General features: G+C 45.6%; 18 protein-coding genes. 8 read left to right on the top strand and 10 right to left on the bottom strand.

Annotated features, from left to right (window positions below):
- Window positions 1-20 precede the first annotated feature (20 nt).
- From spoT to gmk, 3 genes are all read right to left on the bottom strand, one after another.
- The gene (gene spoT, locus O9X84_RS05240; protein ID WP_269518566.1) at window positions 21-2,132 is read right to left on the bottom strand and encodes a bifunctional GTP diphosphokinase/guanosine-3',5'-bis pyrophosphate 3'-pyrophosphohydrolase; all 2,112 of its coding nucleotides are present in this window, start codon (window positions 2,130-2,132) and stop codon (window positions 21-23) included.
- 165 nt (window positions 2,133-2,297) lie between these two features.
- A complete protein-coding gene (gene rpoZ, locus O9X84_RS05245) occupies window positions 2,298-2,570 on the bottom strand; it encodes a DNA-directed RNA polymerase subunit omega (RefSeq protein WP_269518567.1) in 273 nt (90 codons plus the stop codon).
- 177 nt (window positions 2,571-2,747) lie between these two features.
- Window positions 2,748-3,389: a guanylate kinase gene (gmk, locus tag O9X84_RS05250; RefSeq protein WP_269518569.1), complete on the bottom strand. Its 642-nt coding sequence runs from the start codon at window positions 3,387-3,389 to the stop codon at window positions 2,748-2,750.
- Between the two features lie 214 nt (window positions 3,390-3,603).
- On the opposite strand from gmk, the gene O9X84_RS05255 reads away from it, so the two are divergent.
- The gene (locus O9X84_RS05255; protein WP_269518571.1) at window positions 3,604-4,275 is read left to right on the top strand and encodes an alpha/beta hydrolase; all 672 of its coding nucleotides are present in this window, start codon (window positions 3,604-3,606) and stop codon (window positions 4,273-4,275) included.
- A 27-nt stretch (window positions 4,276-4,302) separates the two neighbouring features.
- Here the strand turns inward: O9X84_RS05255 and O9X84_RS05260 are convergent, their stop codons facing one another.
- Complete coding sequence (locus O9X84_RS05260) at window positions 4,303-5,373, bottom strand: GGDEF domain-containing protein (RefSeq protein ID WP_269518573.1); 1,071 nt, start codon at window positions 5,371-5,373, stop codon at window positions 4,303-4,305.
- A 320-nt stretch (window positions 5,374-5,693) separates the two neighbouring features.
- Here O9X84_RS05260 and hemC point away from each other — a divergent pair, with 320 nt between their 5' ends.
- From hemC to O9X84_RS05285, 5 genes are all read left to right on the top strand, one after another.
- Window positions 5,694-6,632, top strand: a complete 939-nt coding sequence (hemC, locus tag O9X84_RS05265; protein WP_269518574.1) for a hydroxymethylbilane synthase — start codon at window positions 5,694-5,696, stop codon at window positions 6,630-6,632.
- Between the two features lie 10 nt (window positions 6,633-6,642).
- A complete protein-coding gene (locus O9X84_RS05270) occupies window positions 6,643-7,401 on the top strand; it encodes a uroporphyrinogen-III synthase (protein ID WP_269518575.1) in 759 nt (252 codons plus the stop codon).
- 3 nt (window positions 7,402-7,404) lie between these two features.
- Window positions 7,405-8,589, top strand: a complete 1,185-nt coding sequence (locus tag O9X84_RS05275) for a uroporphyrinogen-III C-methyltransferase (RefSeq protein ID WP_269518577.1) — start codon at window positions 7,405-7,407, stop codon at window positions 8,587-8,589.
- Window positions 8,586-9,761: a heme biosynthesis HemY N-terminal domain-containing protein gene (locus tag O9X84_RS05280; RefSeq protein ID WP_269518578.1), complete on the top strand. Its 1,176-nt coding sequence runs from the start codon at window positions 8,586-8,588 to the stop codon at window positions 9,759-9,761. The genes O9X84_RS05275 and O9X84_RS05280 overlap by 4 nt, the downstream gene beginning before the upstream one ends.
- A gap of 350 nt (window positions 9,762-10,111) precedes the next feature.
- The gene (locus tag O9X84_RS05285; protein ID WP_269518579.1) at window positions 10,112-11,338 is read left to right on the top strand and encodes a threonine/serine ThrE exporter family protein; all 1,227 of its coding nucleotides are present in this window, start codon (window positions 10,112-10,114) and stop codon (window positions 11,336-11,338) included.
- A 98-nt stretch (window positions 11,339-11,436) separates the two neighbouring features.
- Here O9X84_RS05285 and O9X84_RS05290 read toward each other — a convergent pair whose 3' ends face one another.
- The 5 genes from O9X84_RS05290 to O9X84_RS05310 form a co-directional block, all read right to left on the bottom strand.
- The gene (locus O9X84_RS05290; protein WP_269518580.1) at window positions 11,437-12,447 is read right to left on the bottom strand and encodes a GSU2403 family nucleotidyltransferase fold protein; all 1,011 of its coding nucleotides are present in this window, start codon (window positions 12,445-12,447) and stop codon (window positions 11,437-11,439) included.
- Window positions 12,448-12,655: 208 nt separating this feature from the next.
- Entirely contained in the window at window positions 12,656-13,789 is a 1,134-nt protein-coding gene (locus tag O9X84_RS05295) for a YcjF family protein (RefSeq protein ID WP_269518581.1), read from the bottom strand.
- Complete coding sequence (locus O9X84_RS05300) at window positions 13,789-15,177, bottom strand: YcjX family protein (protein ID WP_269518583.1); 1,389 nt, start codon at window positions 15,175-15,177, stop codon at window positions 13,789-13,791. Before O9X84_RS05300 ends, O9X84_RS05295 begins: the two co-directional genes overlap by 1 nt.
- A gap of 220 nt (window positions 15,178-15,397) precedes the next feature.
- The gene (locus O9X84_RS05305; RefSeq protein WP_269518584.1) at window positions 15,398-16,159 is read right to left on the bottom strand and encodes an MBL fold metallo-hydrolase; all 762 of its coding nucleotides are present in this window, start codon (window positions 16,157-16,159) and stop codon (window positions 15,398-15,400) included.
- Between the two features lie 40 nt (window positions 16,160-16,199).
- Window positions 16,200-17,123: a LysR family transcriptional regulator gene (locus O9X84_RS05310; protein ID WP_332108317.1), complete on the bottom strand. Its 924-nt coding sequence runs from the start codon at window positions 17,121-17,123 to the stop codon at window positions 16,200-16,202.
- A gap of 289 nt (window positions 17,124-17,412) precedes the next feature.
- Between O9X84_RS05310 and O9X84_RS05315 the strand changes: the two genes are divergently transcribed.
- Window positions 17,413-18,633 carry an acyl-CoA dehydrogenase family protein gene (locus O9X84_RS05315; protein ID WP_163106537.1) on the top strand — a complete coding sequence of 407 codons (1,221 nt, stop codon included), beginning with the start codon at window positions 17,413-17,415 and terminating at the stop codon, window positions 18,631-18,633.
- Between the two features lie 221 nt (window positions 18,634-18,854).
- On the opposite strand, the gene O9X84_RS05320 is transcribed toward O9X84_RS05315, so the two are convergent.
- The gene (locus tag O9X84_RS05320) at window positions 18,855-21,581 is read right to left on the bottom strand and encodes a TonB-dependent receptor plug domain-containing protein (protein WP_269518588.1); all 2,727 of its coding nucleotides are present in this window, start codon (window positions 21,579-21,581) and stop codon (window positions 18,855-18,857) included.
- 512 nt (window positions 21,582-22,093) lie between these two features.
- On the opposite strand from O9X84_RS05320, the gene O9X84_RS05325 reads away from it, so the two are divergent.
- Window positions 22,094-22,666: an outer membrane beta-barrel protein gene (locus O9X84_RS05325; RefSeq protein ID WP_269518589.1), complete on the top strand. Its 573-nt coding sequence runs from the start codon at window positions 22,094-22,096 to the stop codon at window positions 22,664-22,666.
- Window positions 22,667-22,699: the final 33 nt, after the last annotated feature.

Genomic DNA, 22,699 nt, shown 5'->3' on the forward strand with positions numbered 1-22,699 from the left:
ATTCCTAAATTTTGATAAAATTAGTGTCGAGATTGACTATGACGAGACACTTTTTGAACCTCTGGCATGGTGCGTATTTTCTTCATAACACGGGCCAGATGCACGCGGTTGTGCGTGGTTAGCTCTAGGTCAATAAAGTAGATATTACTCTCTTTCTCTTCGGTTTGCAGGCCAATGATATTAGAGTCACAACCCGAAATAGTGTTTGTTAACGTTGCAAGCGTGCCTTGATGGTTAAACAGCTCTATGCGAAGTGATGCTTTAAATTCGCCTTGAGGCTCATCGTCCCATTGCATGGGCAATACGCGCTGTGGCTCTTCTTTGCTTAGCTTGCGAATATTGTTACAACCCGCTTGATGTATAGTCATACCCCTACCAGGGCTGAGTACGGCAACAATTTCGTCATCGGGTATAGGGTGGCAGCAGCGAGAATAATTCACCAGCAAGCCTTCCGTACCGCGAATAGCCACATTGCCTTTTTTGTTCGATAGATCGGTGGTGCTTTCGCCCAATAAACGCCTAGCCACAATGGCACTTAACTCGTTTCCAAGGCCGATATCCACTAACAAAGCATCAAAATCGGTATGCTTAGTTTCCGCCACCACTCTGTCTATATCGGCATGGGGTATTTCATCTAGTTTCACACTGCCAAGCGCGTGTCGTAATAGGCGGTTACCCATATTCACAGCTTCTTGAGAATGCTGCTTACGCAAATACTGGCGAATGCGAGTGCGTGCTCGGGCGCTCACCACAAAGTTAAGCCAGTTTGCATTAGGCTTTGCCCGTGGCGAGGTAATAATTTCTACCGTCTGCCCATTTTCGAGGGGCTTACTTAAACTGAAATTGCGACGTTCTACACGCACGCCAACACAGGTATTACCTACATCGGAATGAACTGCATAAGCAAAGTCCACGGCAGTGGCGCCCGTAGGAAGTTCTATAATTCGACCATCGGGAGTAAATACGTAAATTTCGTCGGGGAACAAGTCTGTTTTTACCGATTCGATAAATTCAAACGACGAGCTGGCTGACTGTTGTAGCTCTAATAGGCTTTGTGCCCATTTTCTGGCCCGCATTTGCGCCGTGGTGCCACTGTCACCAGGCTCTTTATATAGCCAGTGCGCGGCGACGCCTTTGTCTGCCATTTGGTCCATTTCGTGGGTTCTAATTTGAACTTCCACCGGAATACCATGAGGGCCGATAAGTGAAGTGTGCAGCGACTGGTAGCCGTTGGTACGAGGAATAGCGATATAGTCTTTAAAGCGGTTCTCAATAGGCTTATACAAGCCGTGCATGGCACCAAATGCTCTGTAGCAGTTGTCTACAGAATCCACTACGATGCGAAATGCATATACATCCATGACCTCACCGAACATTAACTCTTTGTTTTTCATCTTTCGATAAATAGAGTACAGGTGCTTTTCACGGCCTAATACGTTAGATTCAATGCCATACGCATCTAGCCGAAGACTCAGCTCTTCGCGAATATTCTCGATGATTTCTTTTCGATTGCCTCTAGCTTGGCGCACTGCAGATTTCAGCGCACGATGACGCATGGGATACATAGCTTGGAAACCTAAGTCTTCAAGCTCATTTTTAATATCGTGGATGCCCAAGCGGTGGGCAATTGGCGAATAAATCTCTAACGTTTCAAGAGCAATACGACGGCGCTTGTCTGGTCTCAATGAACCTAAAGTACGCATGTTGTGCGTTCTATCAGCAAGTTTGATAAGAATAACCCTGATGTCTTGCACCATGGCCATCATCATTTTGCGAAAGTTTTCTGCCTGAGCTTCTTGTTTGCTGCTAAACGCTATTTTGTCTAGTTTACTCACGCCCTCTACGAGTTCTGCAACGGTATCGCCAAACGCTTCAGCCAAGTCTTCCTGACTGTAGTGAGTATCTTCAATAACATCGTGTAATAAGGCAGCCATGAGGGTTTCATGGTCAAGGTGCATGTCGGCAAGTATGCTAGCTACTGCTACAGGGTGAGTGATGTACGGGTCGCCACTAGAACGCATTTGACCGTCGTGAGCCTCTTGCGCCAGAATGAAGGCATCTTGAACCAGCTGCACTAAATCAGCGGGCAAATACTTAACAACTTTCTGCTTTAAACCTTCAAACAAATACACAGTGTAAAACGGCCCCTAATTCCAGTGTTACCCTAAGAATACGTTTATTTTCGCATTAATCCAATACGCTAAAAGCAAAGCGCCAGTGCTTTTTTCAAAGCACTGGCGCAAATTTGCATGTAACAGCCTAAAAAAGGTATGTTACATCGTCTAACAAAACAGCTTTTACTGTTCAGATAGGATATTCGCAACAGAAGAAAACTCTACGTTGTCTTCACGCTCTTGTGTTTGAAGAGCATCTTGTTCAAGGGTAGCTGCTGTAACCAAACCTTGTTCGATTTCACGCAAAGCCGTTACGGTTGGCTTATCGTTTTGAACGTCAACCATAGGATCTCTCCCGCCAGTGGCAATTTGACGTGCACGACGAGCAGCAACTAGCACTAGGTCAAAGCGGTTACCAATTTTATCTACGGCATCTTCTACAGTTACGCGAGCCATCTATTTCTCCGAAAATCAGGTTGAGCGAGGAATACAAAAAACAGCCACGCAGTATACACGTATACCGCTTGTGATCCTAGCATTTTGTTGAAATATAACACAGTAGGATCGCGCTGATCCTACTGTGTTGAAGGAAGCGCGAAAACCGAGTGTTAATCGAGTTTAGTAGTGTCGCTGCTAAGCAGTACCTAACAGCAAGTCGAGTAAAGGCTGATGGCGAATTTGCTGCTTAACAGAGCGCAAACGCTGGGCAGTCACAATGGCCTCTAATTCATTTAATGCAGTAGCAAAGTCATCGTTAATAATGATGTTTGCGAACTCGTTAAAATGAGACATTTCATCCACAGCCTTCGCCATGCGGCTAGCAATAACTTCATCGCTGTCTTGGCCGCGGTGATTCAAGCGCTGTTCTAAAACATCCAATGATGGCGGTAAAATGAAAATACCGCAGGTATCGGGCATTAGCTCTGTCACTTGCCGCGCACCTTGCCAATCGATGTCTAGGAATACATCTATTCCACGATACAGCGTTTGCTCAATAGTCACTCGCGACGTACCGTAATAGTTACCAAACACCTCCGCGTATTCAAAGAACACCCCTTGCTCGATTAGCGCCTCAAACTGTTCACGGGTAACAAAATGATAGTGCACACCGTCTACTTCTCCAGGCCGAGGTTGTCGTGTGGTGTGGGATACAGACACCTGCATGGGGGTGTTAGCATTACCCTCATACTTTTCCATTAATGCCTTGATAAGACTAGATTTTCCAGCGCCTGAGGGAGCTGCAAGAATAAACAAATTACCGAGTAGTGAGGCCATGTAATAATAAAGTTTTGTTAAAGTATGGTGATTTTATATGTCAATGATAGCATATTGGACGTTTATGCCGTAACTATCACGTAAGCTAATACTCTGTGGCTGTGTTTTGAAAAAGCTGGTCGGGTTTCTTACGTGTTGTTAGAAAGCAGATAATGAATAACGAAACAGCCCGCCGATGATGGTTGTGAATAATAACTCACTAGGAACAGAGACAATGACCCAGCCACTTTTACCCTGTGTAGAAAATACGCCTTCCTCCACGCCAGATGCCTGCGTTATCTGGTTACATGGTCTTGGCGACTCAGGGCATGGTTTCGCGCCTATTGTTCCAGAACTTAAGCTTCCAGGTTCTATGGCGGTTAAGTTCCTTTTTCCTCACGCTCCTGAACGCCCTGTTACCATTAACGGCGGTATGAGAATGCGAGCTTGGTACGATATAAAGTCTCTCGATTTTGAAAGTCGCGCCGATTTAGATGGTGTTGAAGAATCTGCACGTTTAGTAGAGCAACTCATCAACGCGCAAATAAAAAGCGGCATTCCCGCAAACCGCATTGTACTTGCGGGATTTTCACAAGGGGGAGTAATTGCGTTGCATCTTGCTCCGCGGTTTAACGCGGCGCTGGCAGGTGTGTTGGCGTTATCCACTTATATGTGCGAGCCCTCGTTGCTAGCGAGTCAAGCCAACGACATTAATAAACAAACACCGATAATGATGGCCCACGGAGAACAAGATGAGGTAGTGCCGGTGTTTATGGGTAATGCCGCGTATAAAACCATGACAGAAAACGGGTTTAACGCCACATGGCAAACTTACACCATGCAGCACAATGTCTGCATGCAGGAGTTAAATGATATCAGCGCATGGCTGCAGAAAGTTTTAGCGTAAGCACATGAGGTGTAATGTATTTACTCCCTATACAACTTTATTTCTGCCGCTTTTTTTAGCTTGATATAAGTTGTCATCAGCTAGTTTTAGCGTGGCGTTTATATTGCCGTCGGTTAACGCCGTTGCCACGCCAAAGCTTGCCGTTATCTTATGATGAATAGCAGGGTGTGCATCATCTTTTTGGAACGGATTCGCCTCTACTTTGCCGCGAATAATCTCAGCAAGTTTTAATGCCTGAGTCAGCGTTGCTTTTGGAAATATCACCAAAAACTCTTCTCCACCGGTACGTGCCACTATATCGGTTGTGCGCACTGCACTTTTCATTACCTTGGTAAAGTGTATAAGTACCTCATCGCCCACATCATGCCCGTAAGAGTCATTGATTACTTTAAAATGATCGATATCAACGACAACGGTACTTAGTGGGAAATAGTTTGAGGGGTCCTTCGTCACTTTTTCAAAATAAACCGCTTCTAAGAACCGACGATTTGGCAGCTTAGTGAGAGGGTCGGTATTGGCCTGGCGCATGCGCTCTAGGTTTTCTTCTAGCATTTCTTTTCGGCTCTGGTGCCAAAAGTTTTCCGCAATAAAAGCAACACAAATAAAGCACGCCATGGCGATGAGAAAGCGGGACACATCCTCTGCAGGGTACTGTGCGTAAATTACGTCCTGATTGAATAGCATAAAGACGGCTATCATCATGGTGACAGCCACATAAAGCAATGCTGGTCGAAAACTCACGACAATTATCTGAACAAAGATAAGCGGATAAACAAAATACAAGCCAGTATTGTTATAGCCACCCGTATAAACAAGCGCATTAATGGTGAATACAACAATGAGACCTGCTACGTAATAGGGGAAATCAGTATGGGGATAAATGTGTGAGATTATTAAGTTGAGGTAGATAACAGCAGACGACACTGCCAAGGCAGTGACCAAGTACGGGTTATCCCCGCCTATGTTAATTCCCGCCATGATAGCCATGATGGTGCCGCCCACATAGGAGATAAAAAACAACGTTAGCCGCCGACGCCTAGCTTCCGCCTCGTCCTTATGTGCCCCCTTTATCAGGTTTCGCAGGAAGAAATGGTCCATATACTATGCTCTTACTTATAAAATGCAGCGAATACACGTTGAACAGTGCGTCTTTAACAATTTAATGCTTCGCTTAATGAATTTATTCAAATACACCATCGAACTGCGCCATTAAACTGAATAACATCAACGCATGTATTTTTATACAAACCAAAGGAAAACAATGTGAATTCAAAACATTTTTCCACGATATAAGTATAATATAGCCTACTTTTTTTTGAATATTTTGTTAATAGCAGATAGCGCACCCTAATTTGAGCAGCATTATAGCCTAGTGTTAGCATCGTCATCATTTTAACTATTTATAGCGTGGAATTATCATGAGTCACCAAGGCACGTCTCGCACCATTCGAATTGCAACCAGAAAAAGTGCACTAGCGCTATGGCAAGCCGAGTATGTAAAAGCAGAGTTGTTAAAGCATTATCCATCGCTAATCGTAGAATTAGTGCCGATGAGTACTCAAGGCGACAAAATTTTAGATACTCCCCTTGCCAAAATTGGCGGTAAAGGTCTTTTTATCAAAGAGCTGGAAATTGCCATGCTTGAGGGCCGAGCAGACATTGCTGTGCATTCTATGAAAGATGTACCGGTGGCGTTCCCTGAGGAGTTTGGTCTACACGCCATCTGCGAGCGCGAGAACCCGTTTGACGCATTTGTGTCTAATCACTATGACAGCATAGATGCCTTGCCAAACGGTGCCGTAGTTGGAACCAGCAGCCTTCGCCGTCAGTGCCAAATTCGCAAACACCGCCCTGACCTCATTATTAAAGACTTGCGCGGTAACGTTAATACCCGATTAGCCAAACTTGATGCCGGCGACTATGACGCTATTATTTTGGCATCAGCCGGTCTTATTCGTTTAGCAATGCAAGATCGCATTAAAATGGTACTACCTGCTGAAGTGTCTTTGCCAGCAGTAGGGCAAGGCGCTGTAGGCATTGAATGTCGCAACGACGATGCTCAGCTTATTGATTTATTGAGCGCGTTAAACCATGACGAAACCCATGTGCGAGTAACTGCAGAGCGCGCAATGAACGAGCGTTTAGAAGGCGGCTGTCAGGTACCTATTGGCAGTTTTGCTACCCTCGACGATAACACATTGACACTAACCGGCATGGTTGGAAAACCCGATGGCACAACGTTACTGTTTGCCTCGGCTACCGCGTCTGCGGAAAAAGCAAAAGACATTGGTGTGGAAGTCGCCGATGCGCTTCTAGAGCAAGGCGCTGGCGAAATTTTAAAAGCGCTTTACGAGTAAGTTTCACTTAGTGTTACTTTATACTCGCCCTCTACCAAAACTTGCCTCTAGCGCAAAAGCGTTTGATGCTGCTGGGCTTGAGGCGGTGGGCGCGGCCACCTGCGACATTGTCTATGTAAAATCTGAACGCAATGCCATTAGCACATTTTTAGCAAACACACAGGTAGATGTGATCATTGTCACCAGTGTTTACGCTGTTGATGCGGCTGAAGATGCGGTGCAGTCACTGATTGAAAAAGCGGTGCCTAACAGCAAGCTGCCGTTAATTATTGCCGTGGGTGAAGCTACCGCGAAAAAGCTGCGCGATGCGCTATCAAGCATACTTCAGCAAATGTCACCGCTCATTATACTCACCCCTGAAATACATACATCAGAAGGTATATTGGCTATGTCTCAACTTAATGAGGCAAATGGCAAACAAGTGGTTATTATAAAAGGAGAAGGCGGTAGACAAGTCATTGCGGATGGTCTTGTGGCAAAAGGCGCCTCATGCCAGAGCTTCTGCGTATACCGAACCGAGCAACTTGCAGACCCAATTTACACAAAGTGCTGGAAAGTTGAGGATGTTCGCGGCATCATCGCAACAAGCGAGGCAATGGCAACACAACTTATACACAGTCTAGGGCACGCAATTTTATCTCTGCCCTGGCTAACGGTTAGCGAACGCATAGCCCTGTCGCTGAGAAAACGTGGAGTGACAGAGGTGTTTGTATGCCACCGTGCCACTGACCAAGCGTTAATTGCTTGGGTGAAGGACAACTGGGAGTAATGAATGGCAGATAATAAAGATAATGGCGTGCAAGATAGTAAAGCAACCGGTGACGCAGTGATTGGTGTCGATGTAAAACGCAATGCAGAAGATTCAACAACTTCTGACAAGCCAGACGCCAACAAAAAGGCAAAAAAGAAATCATCTGGAAATGGCCTGTTGTGGTTTGTCGTTTTTATTCTCTTCTTATTAGTAATAGGCCTCGCCGGCGCTGGCTACTGGTATTACACGCAGCAGCAATCAAGCAGCAGTTCTATGACAAGTGCACAGCAGCAAACTACGGCAAAGATTAATGCATTAGCTTCTGCAAGAAACGACGTAAACAGCACGCTTAGCCAAATTGCTCGTGATAACGACGCTTTAAAAGACACCATTAGCAACCTTCAAAAGCAAAACGAAACCCTGTCTCTACAAGCAGAATCTACCCTTGAGCAACTAAATCAAATGGAAGGGCGTCGCCCAGCAGACTGGCTTATTGCCGAAGCTGATTATTTAGTGCGTATGGCTGGGCGAAAGCTGTGGCTAGAGAACGACGTTCGCACTGCCATCTTGTTGTTAGTAAACGCTGACAAACGCTTAAAATCGTTAGCCGATCCGTCGGTACTACCCGTACGGGCCGCACTAGCACAAGATATTCAAACCCTTCAGCAGCTAAATCCTGTGTCGCAGAGTTCGGTAGCCCTAGCGCTAACTGGCATGGTAGCGCAAATTGATAAACTGCCCTTAGACACCTTTGAAAAGCCTGAAGATAAAGACGCTGCAGATAATGCTCTTTCTGAGTCTACCGACGACTGGAAAGACAACTTAGCGAAAGTATGGCACTCATTAGTTGACGACTTCTTAACGGTAAAATCTATTGAAGGCCCTATTGAACCGGTATTGTCGCTAGAAGCACAGTTCCTTATTAAAGAGCAGCTGCGACTGCAGCTTATGCACGCACAATCTGGTGCATTAACTGCCGACGCTGGTCTTTATAAACAATCTCTACAATACGCACAAACCCTGCTTATTGAAAAGTTTGATACAGAGAAGAGCCAAGTAAGCGGGTTTGTTAACGCTTTACAAAACTTGCTAGAAACTGATGTGGCGCGCCCTATCCCTACCGAGCTTGTATCGCAAAAGCCGCTAGAGCAACTGTTAGACCGCCGCGTTAAACAGGTCTTTGGTCAAGGAGCAAGCGCACTATGAAATGGTTAGCTATTGCCCTTGCGGTATTAGCCGCATTCGTTGTCGCGCTTATTGTTGGCCCTATGATTTTAGGCGACAAAGGCTATGTTTTAATATCCCTCGGTGAAACCGCAGTTGAAATGACGGTGATCAGCTTTTGTATTCTAGTGATCGGCGCTGTAATCGCATGGTATGTGCTATCTCGATTAACACTTTGGGCACTAAGTTTAATTACTGGCTCTCATCGCTGGTTTGGTACCTTAGGCGAACGTAAGCGCAAGCGCGCCTTTTATGATGGCTTACACGCCATGGCCGCAGGCGATGTTGAACAGGCTCAAAAATCGTTAAGCAAAACCACAAATGGTGATTTTGAAGGGGTTAATTATCTTGCCTCTGCGCAAATTGCGTTTACAAGTGGCGAGCTAAACAAAGCCCGCTATTTTCTAGAGCAAGCAGGCGACTACGCTAATGCGAAAGTCGCCGCTACGGTTATGCAGTCTCGCATTGATATCAGTGAAGGCAAACATACTGAAGCATTAGAAAAGCTAAATGCGTTAGATGAGAAAGATCAAGAGAGTAAGCAAGTTATTCGCCTTAAAGCACAGATACTCGCGGAACTAGGCAAGTGGCAAGAGCTGCAGAATAAATTGTCTGGATGGCGAAAAGCGCTAGCAAAAGAAGACTACAAAGCCTGGTCGCAACGCATTGCCAAAGGTAAGTTTGCTGAAATTGCCAGTAAGCAAGGCGCTGTTGAGCTTAAAAGCTACTGGGAAAATTTGCCTCGTAAAATGCGCCACGACGATATTTATCAGGCGGCGTATGTTCAGCAACTGCTTGATCAAGGCATGCATTCTGATGCGCAAACCCTGTTAGTAGAATGGCAGAAACGAGGGCCAAACAGCAGCCTATTCCCTCTGTTCACCCAGCTTAACATTCCCGATTCGTCACTGTCTCTTCGCCTGTTAGAGAGCTGGATTAAAAAAGATGAAGAGAACATCGAGCTATATTCTACCTTAGGTCAAGTTGCCTTTAATTCTGGCGACGATGTATTGGCAGAAAAAGCGTTACTAAAAGCCACCAAAATGGCATCGCGTAAAGAAGACTTATTGCTACTGTCAGCCATTAGCGAACGCCAGCAAGACACGGCAACAGCACTTCAGCTTTATAAAGAAGGGCAACAAATAGCGGGTTAATGCGGCCTAGTGCACCGTGTTTTTTTTACACGCAAGCTAACACACATAAGCTACCCAATTTAAAACGCGCTTTTATGAAAATAAAGGCGCGTTTTTTTGTACCTGCCAAAGTAAAAGCTGCTACAGCGCCTTATTATTTTTTCTAATCTCAAAAGCGAGAAAATTTGTTTTGCTTTCGCAAACAAGCGTCCGTACACTCCGCACAAATTCAGCTCGTGCAAATTTTAGCCAGACGCTATGTGCTGCCCTATACTCTTTTTGCAAACACGTTAGCAGCACTTTCGAAGGCTTATGCACTTGCTATTTCGTTTATATATTTGTTTTTGGCTCTCACTCACTAAGGAATTCTGTTGGACACCATTGAATTTATTCAAATTCGAAAGTTTATTGTTAAGCTTGGCAAAATGCTGCACAAGTACGGTACCCCTGCATTCAGACTAGAGGCCTACCTAACTGAAATTGCCACGTATCTTGGTGTCCACGCCTCATTTATTTCTACGCCTACGTCGTTAACTATTGTTATTTGGAGCGATCGCCACGAAGACGAATATAACCACTCAGCGCGCCTACTGCCTGGTGAGTTAGACATGAATGCGCTCTCGCTAACCGATGAGCTAGCCAGCTCCTTGTTAAACGGTGAGCTCTCTTTAAGTGAAGCCAATACTCGCCTAGACGAAATAGACGCGATGGGCAGCCCGTACGGCAAACTTCCAACGGGTATTGCTTATGGCATGGCCACCGGCGCATTCGCTATGCTGATGGGAGCTAGCTGGTCTGAAATTGGATGGTCTAGCGCTCTTGGCCTGCTTGCCTTTGTATGGACGCTTTGGGCGACCCGTTCTAAACGGGTTAACTTAATGCTAGAGCCAATGACCGCGTTTATCGCAGGCCTATTAACTTGTGCCATTGGCAGCTATATAGACCCCGGCATTAACATTCCCCTCGTTGTGCTGTCATCGGTAATCGTATTTGTTCCCGGCCTTGCCCTAACGATGGGGCTAGCGGAATTATCGTCTAGAAATATGGTTTCGGGCACAGCGCGTACCATGGACGCCATCATGCAGTTATTTAAACTGTATTTTGGGGCTTTTCTTGGTGTTACTGCAGGCTTTAGTTTATTTGGTGAAAACATCTATACACCAGCACAGTCACTGCCCTACTGGGCAACCTGGCTATCGGTATTATTACTGTGTATTGCCCTAGTGGCCATTTTTAGAACCCGAGTAAAGCACATACCATGGGCACTGGCGGCAGCTTTTATTGCCTACAGTGCTACAGCGTGGAGTGCCGATTACATGAGCCCAGGCTTAGGCGCATTCGTAGGCGCATTTGCATTAGGTATATTTGCAAACGGGTTTACCCGCATTGCAAACCAACCGGCGACTATTGTGGCTATGCATGGCTTAATAGTACTGGTACCAGGCTCGAAAACCTACATTGGGCTGAACTCGTTTATGACTGGAAAAGACTTTGTGCAGGCTGATCACTTAGGCCAAGAAGTGTTTCTTATTTTCATGTCTTTAGTGGCAGGACTCATATTTGCCAACGTCGTTATGCCCACGAAAAAGGCGCTGTAATAGCGCCTTTGGCAACTACTATATGGTTAGACAGGACTCTGCGCTCCTCTAATTAAATAACAAAATTGGAAATTTAACGCCTGTCTAAAACAACATATTCACAGATCAAAGTCGTCCATCGAATCCGTAGCCTGTCTTGATACGAAGTTAGGAAAAATCTTTTTGATAGCTTTAGTAGGTGGTAAGTCTGTCATTTCGCGGCGGATCAGGGTGGCTATTAGCCTAGCCTGGCCCTCATCACGGTTTCGCTTTAACGAATTGCGATCCGGCTGCTGGCTGACAAACCACTTGTGTAATACGAAAGCTCTTGGGTCAACGGTACGAAGCCTTAAAGGCATACCCCTATCGTCAAACGTGATCGCTTCGAAATTAGGCGCGGCAACGTGCCATTTGAGTGAATCAATCGCCACAGGCGTCAGATCGTCTTGCTCTAAAATTGCATCAAACTCGTTAGGTTTAAACTGGTAACCACCTTGAGTGACAAAGTCTACCCTGTACCCACTGTTATTAGCAGCTGAAAATTCATGCTCGGACGCGGAGACACGGCGAAACGACTTATCACTATCCTTGACAACATCAAGCAAGGTGCGGCGTTTTAGATTTGCCGCAATGCGAATTCCCTGTCGAGCATCCATTAAAATATCGACGTCGTTTGTAGCCAAATGTTCCGGCATGATGACTGAAGATGCTCGAGCCTCATACGCATAAAGGGCATTTGTTCCAATTAATCGATACGGAATGTTTTGTTTCTGTAACGCTCGTATCACACGCGCTCCCGTTACAGGAAAGCGGTTCAAGCCATTTACACGAATATAGCCTGCGTGGATGGATATCTGTTCACGCAGCTGCGCATCACGTTCTTTATACTCTTGCTGCTGGGATTTAAAACGCAGCATTAATGCCTCAGTACTTGAACAGCGCCGGCCTAGTGAGGTATTTCTACCATGGGAGAAGGCCCTGTAAAGGTACTGAGTACCATTGATTGTTTTCCAATGCATTGAGCCAGCCACTTTCCCACTGTCAATACGGTGTGCCTCATATTGTGTGAAAAGCGCCTGCGCGTTTACTACTACTCGCGCTTGCTCTGAGGTAAGCTTTCGGTATCCCATGGTAAGCCTCTATCGAAACCTTGAATAATGCCTATACTTTAGAATACAGCCATTTAACTAAACTTATAATAAATTTATCTATTTTTTAGTTAAACCGTTTATTGACGTAATCTCGCTTCGCAAAAAATCATTAATACGCCACATTTACCACTCAGCTAACAATTAAATTTCTTAACTATAAATCAGATACTTAAAAATCAAACTCGACCTACTTAAGCAATGCGATAAGTGCCCTGCCAAGTCTTGCATTTAAGGCGCCGGCAGCAATGGCTTCGGCGGAATTCTCCATAAATTTAGCCGATAAGCTGCCACCAATTTGATTGGCCACTTCGTCGGTGGCTAAATCAAAAATACCCTGCGCGGCAATGTTTTGCGCCAGTACTTTTAATAACTTCCAGTTACCCGCCGTACTTGGGCGTAAGCCGTATACCCGGGCCATGCGACGTATAGTGCGAAAGCTTATCCAGATAACCGCAAAGGTTTGAATAAGGTTATTTGGGCTAATAAACGCCAAACTACCGGCCGTTACCGACTCTTTATTCAGTACCTTGTGGGCTTTCGCTTGCACTGGGGTTAATACCGTATCTTCATAAAGCCCAAGCAACTCGCTTGCCGTCATATCGCTTTGCACTGTTTGCTTGTAGCGCGCAAAACAGTGGGCTGCATAAGAGCCTGTTGTAAAACGCTGTCCATGGGCGGTAAGTACTCGATTAACCTCATTAATACTGATATCACTTTGCTTTGCTGCATCCCTTTTTTCTTGCAGCAATGTACGAATAGCAGCAGCATCATTCATTGCGGTATTAACTTGCTTGTAGCCTCGCCATTCACGAAAACTTAAATAACTCAATGTGCTAACAAAACCTGCTAGCAGTGCGCCTAATACGCCAGTACCAATGGGGTGCTCGCTCATATTGGCCACTAAGGTGGTGTAGGCATCAAACGTAAAAAAACCTAATACCGACAGCACACCAAATATCAGGGTTGCACTGCCTAACGACACGCCTTCTTTTTCTACCTCTAAGGTCCAGCTATCGTTTTCTACTTGCGCGGGCAGCTTAGTTTCCGGGGGCTCTATATCTAGGGTTTGCGTCGTCACTTTTGAACGATAAGGCGTTTTGTATTCGGTTTTATTTTCAGAGCTGCGGTCGGCTGCTTGATCAGCTTTAGCATTGCCCCAAACGTCGCTATTATCGTAATTTTTACCATCGTGTGAATCAAACCCGGCCTCTGCAGCCCTATTTATTTCGGGCTTATTTTTTAAGTGCACAGAGCCTTTAGAAGGTGCATCATCATCAAAGTCATCACTGGTATAAAACGGGCCTTCGTTACGCTCTTTCATTATTGCTCTCCTTTACCCAGTAAAAATTGTAGAAGCCTGTCTAGCCCTTTGCCGGCTAATATCCTGGCCTTAAAGTCTGCGGGCACCTTTGCATTAGGCACAGGGAAATGCGCCCCCTCTTCCATTTCTTTTAACGCACTAGGCACAGGCTCGAACGTAGATTCAACGTAGGCACCATCACCATTTTTATAACGAATTGCCTGCGGCGTGCTGCCTTTGTCTGTTACCTCTATAGCCGACACTAAGAAATGCTCAAACTCAATGGGCTTGTCGGTAAAGCGAGCTCTTGCACCTTCAGTAATCTGAGTTAGTAAACTCTGTAAATTCTCTCGCTGACTAACGGGAATTAAATCGGCTTTTGTTGCCACAAACGCGACTTTTCCTATCTGTTCTTTTTTAAGCACGTTGCGGGAAAACCAGCTACTTTGCCCATATACAAAGGTGTCAGCCAAATGACTGAGGGTTTCCTTTAACTGATACAAATGCTGACGACTGTGGTTAAGCCCTTCAAACAAATCTACTAAGATAATTTGCTTGTCTGTTTCTTTAAAAATTGACTGCTTTAATGGGGCTAACCACTTATCTTGAAACGCCCTGAAATGCTGTTCAAACGCTTTGTACCACGGGTGAGAAACGTCGCTGGTAATGCTTGAGGGCAGTGGCGTAAAACCGAAATTTTGCCAATCAAAATCGCTGGAATCCAGTAAAAAACTGCCTGGCTGCAGCAAAGAGATTCCTTGGCGCTTAGCTTCAATTAAATACTGTCTGTATGCATGCACAAGGTGCTGAATTCTCTCTGACGTTGGCGGCTGCTCAAAGTCGAAGCTATTTAATACTTGTTTCCAATCGTGCGAAAAGTGCTGTTGCGGGCCGCCGCTCAGCTGTGCCCACGCAGAGTCTGACCACTGTGCATAGGTTTTACTTAACATGGGAATATCGGTTATCCACTCACCGGGATAATCGATAAATTCAAACACAATATCGGTATGGGGGAGCACATGACGCTTAATTGATGCGGTTTGTTTTAGTCTTACAATAAGTTTAAAACCGAAGGCCTCTTCTGTCGCCGCAGGCCACTTTCCTTGTTCAAGGGCAGCTAAATTTCCCTGTTGAGGAAAAGGCTTATAGCCCTCTATTGGCTCAATTCTTATATCAAGCACTTGAGACGGTGGTAAGTATCGCAATAGCGGTAAGCAGGCATAGCCTTCCTCACTTCTGCTTTTCAGCATAGTGACAAGGCTAGTAAACAGCATAGACTTTCCGCTGCGACTAAGCCCAGTAATAGTGAATCGATGCGTTTCTTTACTAAAAACATCCGCTAACGTGTTGCTTGTCAGCGACGCTGCTGCCATTGTTTTATCAAACAATGCGGCAATATTTTTTTGCATAGTAGAGGTTATGTCCCGTTTTGTGCGGCTATTAATATCGCTATAAAATGGCTAGTAAACCGCTGCGCGCTGTTATTCACAGCGCTTTTAAAGCAGCGTGGCGCGCAAGCAAAAGTCTGCATGTGTAACACGCAGCGTAAACTATCGGTAGTACGTTCTATTAATAGTGGTTCTTTCGTTGTTAAAAGCAAGGGCAGTGCCAGATATTAACGCGATGCTGCTAATGATCTTTGGTGACACCAAACAGCTTTTTCTTGATGCGGTTTTTACTTGAGTGCCAGTGGTTCTTTGGCTTTATAGGGGCATTATCGATGACATGCTCAAAGTCTATATCACTTTTAGCCGTAGGCGGCACATGGGCACAGAAGAAAGTGTCTATAGATGATTGAGCCAGTGTTTTTAAACTTTCTCTGTACTGATTAGGGTGGCAAAGAGGGTATGGTGGAACCAGCTTTCCTTTTACCTTTACCAGCACATCGGCAATGTAGGCTTGCTTGCTAGGTACGTGCATAACTGAAAGGTCGTGATCGGTATGCCCCGGCGTATAAAGCACCTGCCAATTGGCAAAAATAGGCAACGCTTGTTTATCTTTTAAAAGTATATCGGGGGCAAGAATAGGGTTGTACCAAATAGACTCTTTCGCTTTGCCAATTCTATCTGCCACCCACCAAGTGAGTAATAAATCGATAATATGCGCAGTGCGCCCCCCAAGCCCCTTATACCAAGCTGCGGCTTTAGGATGAGATGCCACCTGCGCGCCGGTTCTCTTACGCAAGCGCATTGCGCCACCGGCATGATCGGGGTGCATATGAGTAACGACTATCAGCTTTAAATCGCTTAATGGCCGCCCTAACGTACTCGTAATATACAAGCACACTTTGTCTACATCCGCGCGGCTGCAGCCGTCTAGTAACAGCAGCCCCTCGTTATCTTCGGCAAGATAAATGTGTTGTATATAACCTGGCAACGTATGAATTTTCATAGAACAACCTAAATAAGCACGTTTCGCATGCTAGCAAAGATTATCTGGTAAGACCAGATTCGGCGAACAACTGTAGCATCAACCCCTTTAACCACATAAGGCCCGGCTCACTCTCGTGCTGGCTGTGCCAATATAAATGAGTTTCTAGTGCAGGTAATCCATAAGGTAGCGGCGCAGAAATAAGTTTGTCGTCTGATATTGCCACCGCCACAGAGCCTGGCAGCGTAAGTATGGCGTTAGTACAGGCTACCACATCGGCAGCAGCACGGTAATTTTGGCAGCGCCACAGCGAGGGCCTATTTACTCCAAGCTGCTGTAACGCTATTTCTTCTACCGAGGCCCCTTTCGCGCGATTAGACACAGTAATATGCCTAGCCTCAAGGTAGTGTTTTTTGTCTAGTTGATTTACCAGCGGATTGTTGCGATTTATCAATACACGATAGTTATCTCGGCGCAGCATGCTGTGAGATATGGGCTTTGGCACAGCGCGGCCAATATCAATGGCCAAATGTAAACTGCGGTTGCTTAAATCAGCTTCCATGGTATCGCGCTGTAAGCGTGTACTTACTATTTCTATGTTTGGCGCTGCTCGCTCAAGCTGGCTAAGCAAAGTGGGCAACACACCTAACTCTAAAGACTCTTGCATAGCAATAGCAAAACGCTGATGACTTAAAGCGGGGTCGAAATGATTGAATTGCTCTAGCGCACTTCGTATTTGGGTAAGGGCATGCAATATATCGGGGGCAAGTCGCTCGCAGGCGGCTGTAGGTAACATATGCTGCTTTTCTCGCACAAACAGTGGGTCGCCTAGCAACTCCCTAAACCTGCGCATGGCGTGACTAACAGCAGAAGGCGTAATATGCAGAGTTTCAGCAACACGAGACATATTACGCTGCTGCCACAGGGCTTCGAACACTTTCAATAAATTTAAATCGAGTTTCTCAAACTGCCTAGTATCAATCATTTTCTGCATACCCTTCTTGATAATGCTTTTTTTACACCCTCTGATGAGCTGTAAACGACCACACCATTAATCCATCTCAGTAAACCACACTATGAACATCATTCATATATTGCTGGTATTATATTTCATTTCATTCAAGACCATTCTTCCACTAAGCTAGGTGTTATCAACAATTAACCGCAGTGGTTAATTACACCAGAGTTTGAACACGTTGAGCCGCACAGTTGGGTTTTTAGCAGCACCACAGCGGTAACATTTCAGTGTTATATTTAGCTTAATAAGGGTATCCATGGACTTTTCACATAACGACAAAACCAACGCTTTGCTAGAAAAGCTCGATGCGTTTATTGCCGAGCATATCGAGCCTATCGAAAATGAGGTGTACGACTTTCACCACAAAGAAAATAATCACAGTGATTGGAAAAGCTGGAAGCTGCACCCTAAAACAGAAGAGCTCAAAAAGAAGGCTCGCGATGCTGGGCTAGCCAACCTCTTTTTGCCTGATGACAAATTAGGGAAAGGGTTAACCACGCTTGAATATGCCCCAATGGCCGAGCGCATGGGTAAGTTTTTATTCGCGCCAGAAATTTTTAACTGTAATGCCCCCGACACGGGCAATATGGAAGTGCTTTACCATTTTGGTAATGACGAACAAAAAGCCCAGTGGTTAACGCCGCTACTTGCAGGTGAAATACGCTCTGTGTTTGGCATGACCGAACCAGATGTGGCCTCTTCTGATGCAACTAATATGGCAGCCACCATTATTGAAGATGGCGATGACGTAGTTATTAATGGTAAGAAATGGTGGTCTACAGGGCTTGGTCATCCTAATGCAGCCTTTACCATATTCATGGGCTTATCTAACCCTGACAACGACAGACACAGCCGTCATAGCATGGTGATAGTACCTCTTGATACCAAGGGAATTACGATTAAACGCATGCTAGATGCCTATGGTGATTTTGATGCGCCATATGGTCATGGCGAAATGCACTTTGATAACGTACGCGTAAGTAAAGCCAACGTGATTACCGGGCTTGGTAAAGGGTTTGCCATTGCGCAGGGGCGATTGGGCCCAGGCCGAATTCACCACTGCATGCGGGCTATTGGTATGGCAGAAAAGTCCCTTGAACTTGCCCTTAAACGAGGCCACGAGCGAGTTGCATTTGGTAAGCCTATTATTAAGTTAGGCGGTAACTTAGAGCGAGTTGCCGATGCGCGAATGGCTATTGAGCAGGCCCGCCTACTCACACTGCATGCTGCATGGAAAATTGATAATTTAGGTGTTAAGCACGCCATGACTGAAATTTCAGCCATTAAAGTCGTTGTACCCAATATGCTTCAAGACGTGGTGGATATGGCGCTGCAGTTACACGGTGGTGCAGGTATGTGTAGCGACTTCCCGCTAGCGCGTTTTGCCGCTGGGGCTCGTGCACTGCGTTTAGCCGACGGACCAGACGAGGTGCATAAAGGCATGGTGTCTAGATTAGAGCTTAAGAAATATCAGTAAATGATTTAGCGCGTGTTGGGCTGACTTGTATTGAGCTAAGTCGTATTGAGCTAAGTCGTATTGTGCCAACTCATGTTGAGTTGGAACAATCGCTCTAGCAGCCCAAAAAGAGAAAATGCCGCTTTCCGGTGCCTCAATATGAGAACACAAGAAAGCGGCATTTTTGTATGTGGCTGCTAGCAGCCACATTATCAGTACTGAATACTTTTTAAGTAAAGCGTTTAGTACGTGTAGCGTGCTTGTACGTAGTACGAACCACCGTTGAAACCAAACGGGCTAGCTTCAGAATAAAGCTGACCTAAGCTCCCCGCGCTTGGGTTTTCATCTGGGTAAGTGTCGAACAGGTTGTTAGCGCCCACTACCAGATCAAGGTTTTCGCTATACGAGTACACGGCTTCAACATCAACCAGTACCGTTGCACCAATACCGTTAACACCGTTGCCAGTATCGTCCCAACCACCGTAGTAGTTAGCGCGCACTAGCGTTCTAAAGTCGCCTTGGGTGTGTGTCCATGAAACGTTACCACGTAGGTTAGGCAGTAAGTCTTCAATGGCAGCTACACGGCCTTCACCAATTGGGTTAAGCGTACCAACATCGTCCACTTCGGTTTCGTTGTAGTTAGCTGCTAGCGTTAAGCGTGAACTACCGCCCCATGCGTCAAAGCTGTAGTTACCAACCACGTCAATACCGCGCGTGGTGGTATCAAAGCTGTTAGAGAAGAACCTGAACTGAGATAGATCGTCTAAGCCAATAAAGTTTTGACGATCGATAATGCCAGAAGAATCAAGCTCTGTTAGCGCTTCAGATACAGACGCATAGCTCGTTCCGCCACCTGCAAAGTTAAGCGCATCAAGGAAGTCTACGTTAGCACCAAGTGCTACGCGGTTTTCAAGCTCGATGTTGTAGAAATCGACTGTCCAGCTCATGTCCGCAACGTCTACAGAGAAACCAACTGAGAAGTTCTTTGCTTCCTCAGGGCCTAAGTCTGGACGACCGTTCCCTTGGCTCTCAATGAAATTAGCGGCTAACTGACCCGCTGCCGATGACAAAGGCAATGTACCTTGGTCGATAAGCACGCCGTTCACATTCTGTGTAGTTACGTTTGTAATATTCGCCTGGCCCGCTGTTGGTGCGTGGAAGCCCGTTGAATACGCACTGCGAAGACGGAAGTCGTCAGTTACGTGGAAAATACCCGCCAGTTTAAAGTCGGTAGTATCGCCAAACTCGCTGAAGTCTTCACGACGAACTGCGGCTTGTAGTGTGAGTGACTCTGTAACGTCAGCTTCTAAATCAACGTAGAAAGCTGTACTGTCTTGTGAGGCACTGGTATCGCGGGGGAAGCCACCAAAGCCGTTCGAGCTTGATGAAAACCCTTGGCTTGCCAATGGACCTAATGCAAATGAAGCGGCGTCACCAGCAAACAGGTCAAACTCTTCTTCACGGTATTCAGCACCAAACGCCACGTTTAAATCTGATTCAAAACCAACGTCTATGCCATACACAAAGTTAAGGTTGAACAAGGTTTCTGTTTGTTCTTGACCACCTGGGTTAAAGTCACGCGGCGTATCAGGACCTAACGATGCATTGATTGTGTTGTTAATGAAGAAGTCAGTTCTGTTAGAGCCGCGCTGCGCACTAATGTCGTAATACAGACCTGTACCAACTTCTAGGTCGCCACGTAAACCAACCGTGAACGCCATGTCTTCGTTTTCACCGCCAAAGCGTGGCACAAAGCCAAACGGAATGGTTTCGATGAATGAGAAACAGTTATCGTCTGCTTGAACCTGTGCAAGGAAGTCTGGGTCTGGGAATACATTACCGTTACCGCCAATTGGGATACCTGCAATACAGCTTCCGCCTACCCCTACTCCGTCTAAGTCGCCAACAAGCACTGAGTGCACACCGTTCTCATCTTCCATACCTGTTAGTGGATCAACTAATGGACCGGCGTAAACACCACCACGCTGACCGCCTTCGGTTACCGGGTTACGATAGAAGAAACCGCCAGTAACCGTACGCTGACCATAGTTACCAAACAGGTAAACCTCGGCTGCATCGCTAAACTCATACCCAGAGTTAATGAACACTTTTACATCGTCTTCAACATCTGGTTGCCCCCAATACTGAGGCACTTCGTCTGTATACGCGTTAATGGTAGAGAAATCTGACTGTGCTAAGTACCCCGCATCAACCATAGCCGCAACATCGTTGCGAACTACCGAGCGGATAGTGCCTTCTACGTCGCGAATTTCACCCGTTACGTTTACAAAGCCGCTATCGCCTAAAGAGAAACCAGCGTTAGCAGAAATAGTGTAGTTGTCTCCGTCACCTTCATAGGTAGAACCATAGTTAGCGCGAAGTTCGAAACCTTCGTCGTCATCGCGAAGCAAGAAGTTGAGCACACCGGCAATGGCATCAGAACCGTACTGTGATGATGCACCGTCGCGCAATACTTCAACCTGCTTTAATGCCAGTGACGGTATAGCTGAAATGTCGACACCTTGTGCTCCATCAGAAATACCACCACCTAAAAATGAGATAATTGAACCACGGTGCCTGCGCTTACCGTTAACCAACACGAGTACGTTATCGGGTGATAAGCCTCGCATGTTGGCAGGGCGAACAATGGTTGCCGCGTCGCTTATTGGCTGAGTGTTTACATCGAACGACGGCACGTTGGTGCGAAGCATGTCTTGTACGTCAGAAGATGAGTTTTGACGAAACTCGTCACCGCTTATCACATCAACAGGTACCGGAGAATCTGCCGCAGAACGGTTAGTCATGCGCGTACCGGTAACAATAATATTCTCAAAACTTTCTGCTTCTTCTTCCGCTTCCTGTGCCAATACAGGAGCAGAAAGTGCGGCAAATAATGGTATAGACCCAGCTAGCAGCGCTGAGGTTATACGATTAAGTTTACGACCCTTTGTGAAGTTACTTTGGTTCACTGTGTGTCTCCTTCAAGACGTGTTGTTTGTATAAATATTATTTTTATTATGTTTTGTGATATTAAAATAACGCGATGAGACCAGAGCTCACCATGCGCATTTTTCATGCTACAATAAAGCGCCATATTAGTACAAACATTTCGACATTTGCACTTTTAAGCAAAGTTCATCACGATTTTAGGTTTCTTGAATTACTACTTTAGGATAATACTCCGCACTGAAAAATTAACTTTTATGCAACGCGATGTTTAAATTATGAGCTACATTTTTACATTCCATAAACATCTAAATTGATTAAGCCGCATTCCTATTTGCATTAGTAACGGCGCTAAAAAGTGATAAATCACGTTTATTTTTGAGCTCAAAAATGTGTCAAAAATTACATCTCGTAACATATAAGCATCTGAAAAAAGTATATTTATTCCTAACAAAGCGTATATTCCCCCCTGCCTGGCCTTGGTCTCGAATTCGGGCTTCCCAACCTCAGGCATAAAACATTAAGGAATGATTACATGAAAAAACTAATTCTTGCTGCCGCACTTAGTGCAGTCTCTGCAGCTTCTTTCGCAGCTGCTCCTGCTTGGGATTTTGTCCAAGCCAGCTATGTTATGACCGATTTTGACGATGATGATCTAAATTATGAGCCTGATGGCTTTGCCATTTCAGCATCAAAACTAGTAACAAATGACGTGTTTGTTACCGGTAGCTACTCAATGCAAAACGACGATATCTTTGGTATTGAAGTAGACTTCGATAGATTGTCTCTCGGTTTAGGCTACCGCTATGCCCTATCTGGCACTACAGACCTTTTTGGTATTGTTAGCTATGAAGATGTTGAAATATCAGGCAGCGGTACGTCTGAAAGCGAAGACGGGTATGGCTTAACAGCCGGAGCTCGCTCTATGGTAATGGATAACATAGAACTTCGCGGCGCTGTGAAATACATTGATACTGACAGTGGCAGCGACACGTCGCTTATCATTGGCGGCGACTATTTCTTCTCTCCTGCCTTCGCTGTAGGTGTTAGCTATGAAACTTCAGACGATGTAGGCACCTTCGGATTGAATGCACGTTATAACTTTTAATGGGGTGTAGCGCTTAAGTGGCGTAACATTTTG

It is taken from the genome of Alteromonas sp. BMJM2 (assembly GCF_027257845.1).
GTDB lineage: Bacteria > Pseudomonadota > Gammaproteobacteria > Enterobacterales > Alteromonadaceae > Alteromonas.

Bases quoted from the DNA above. Each gene is read 5' to 3' on its own strand.
- O9X84_RS05315 (WP_163106537.1), top strand. From the start codon at position 17,413: ATGGACTTTTCACATAACGACAAAACCAACGCTTTGCTAGAAAAGCTC.
- O9X84_RS05290 (WP_269518580.1), bottom strand. From the start codon at position 12,447: ATGGGATACCGAAAGCTTACCTCAGAGCAAGCGCGAGTAGTAGTAAAC.
- O9X84_RS05305 (WP_269518584.1), bottom strand. From the start codon at position 16,159: ATGAAAATTCATACGTTGCCAGGTTATATACAACACATTTATCTTGCC.
- O9X84_RS05260 (WP_269518573.1), bottom strand. From the start codon at position 5,373: ATGGACCATTTCTTCCTGCGAAACCTGATAAAGGGGGCACATAAGGAC.
- gmk (WP_269518569.1), bottom strand. From the start codon at position 3,389: ATGGCCTCACTACTCGGTAATTTGTTTATTCTTGCAGCTCCCTCAGGC.
- hemC (WP_269518574.1), top strand. From the start codon at position 5,694: ATGAGTCACCAAGGCACGTCTCGCACCATTCGAATTGCAACCAGAAAA.
- O9X84_RS05325 (WP_269518589.1), top strand. From the start codon at position 22,094: ATGAAAAAACTAATTCTTGCTGCCGCACTTAGTGCAGTCTCTGCAGCT.
- O9X84_RS05310 (WP_332108317.1), bottom strand. From the start codon at position 17,123: ATGATTGATACTAGGCAGTTTGAGAAACTCGATTTAAATTTATTGAAA.
- O9X84_RS05280 (WP_269518578.1), top strand. From the start codon at position 8,586: ATGAAATGGTTAGCTATTGCCCTTGCGGTATTAGCCGCATTCGTTGTC.
- O9X84_RS05295 (WP_269518581.1), bottom strand. From the start codon at position 13,789: ATGAAAGAGCGTAACGAAGGCCCGTTTTATACCAGTGATGACTTTGAT.
- O9X84_RS05275 (WP_269518577.1), top strand. From the start codon at position 7,405: ATGGCAGATAATAAAGATAATGGCGTGCAAGATAGTAAAGCAACCGGT.
- O9X84_RS05255 (WP_269518571.1), top strand. From the start codon at position 3,604: ATGACCCAGCCACTTTTACCCTGTGTAGAAAATACGCCTTCCTCCACG.
- rpoZ (WP_269518567.1), bottom strand. From the start codon at position 2,570: ATGGCTCGCGTAACTGTAGAAGATGCCGTAGATAAAATTGGTAACCGC.
- O9X84_RS05300 (WP_269518583.1), bottom strand. From the start codon at position 15,177: ATGCAAAAAAATATTGCCGCATTGTTTGATAAAACAATGGCAGCAGCG.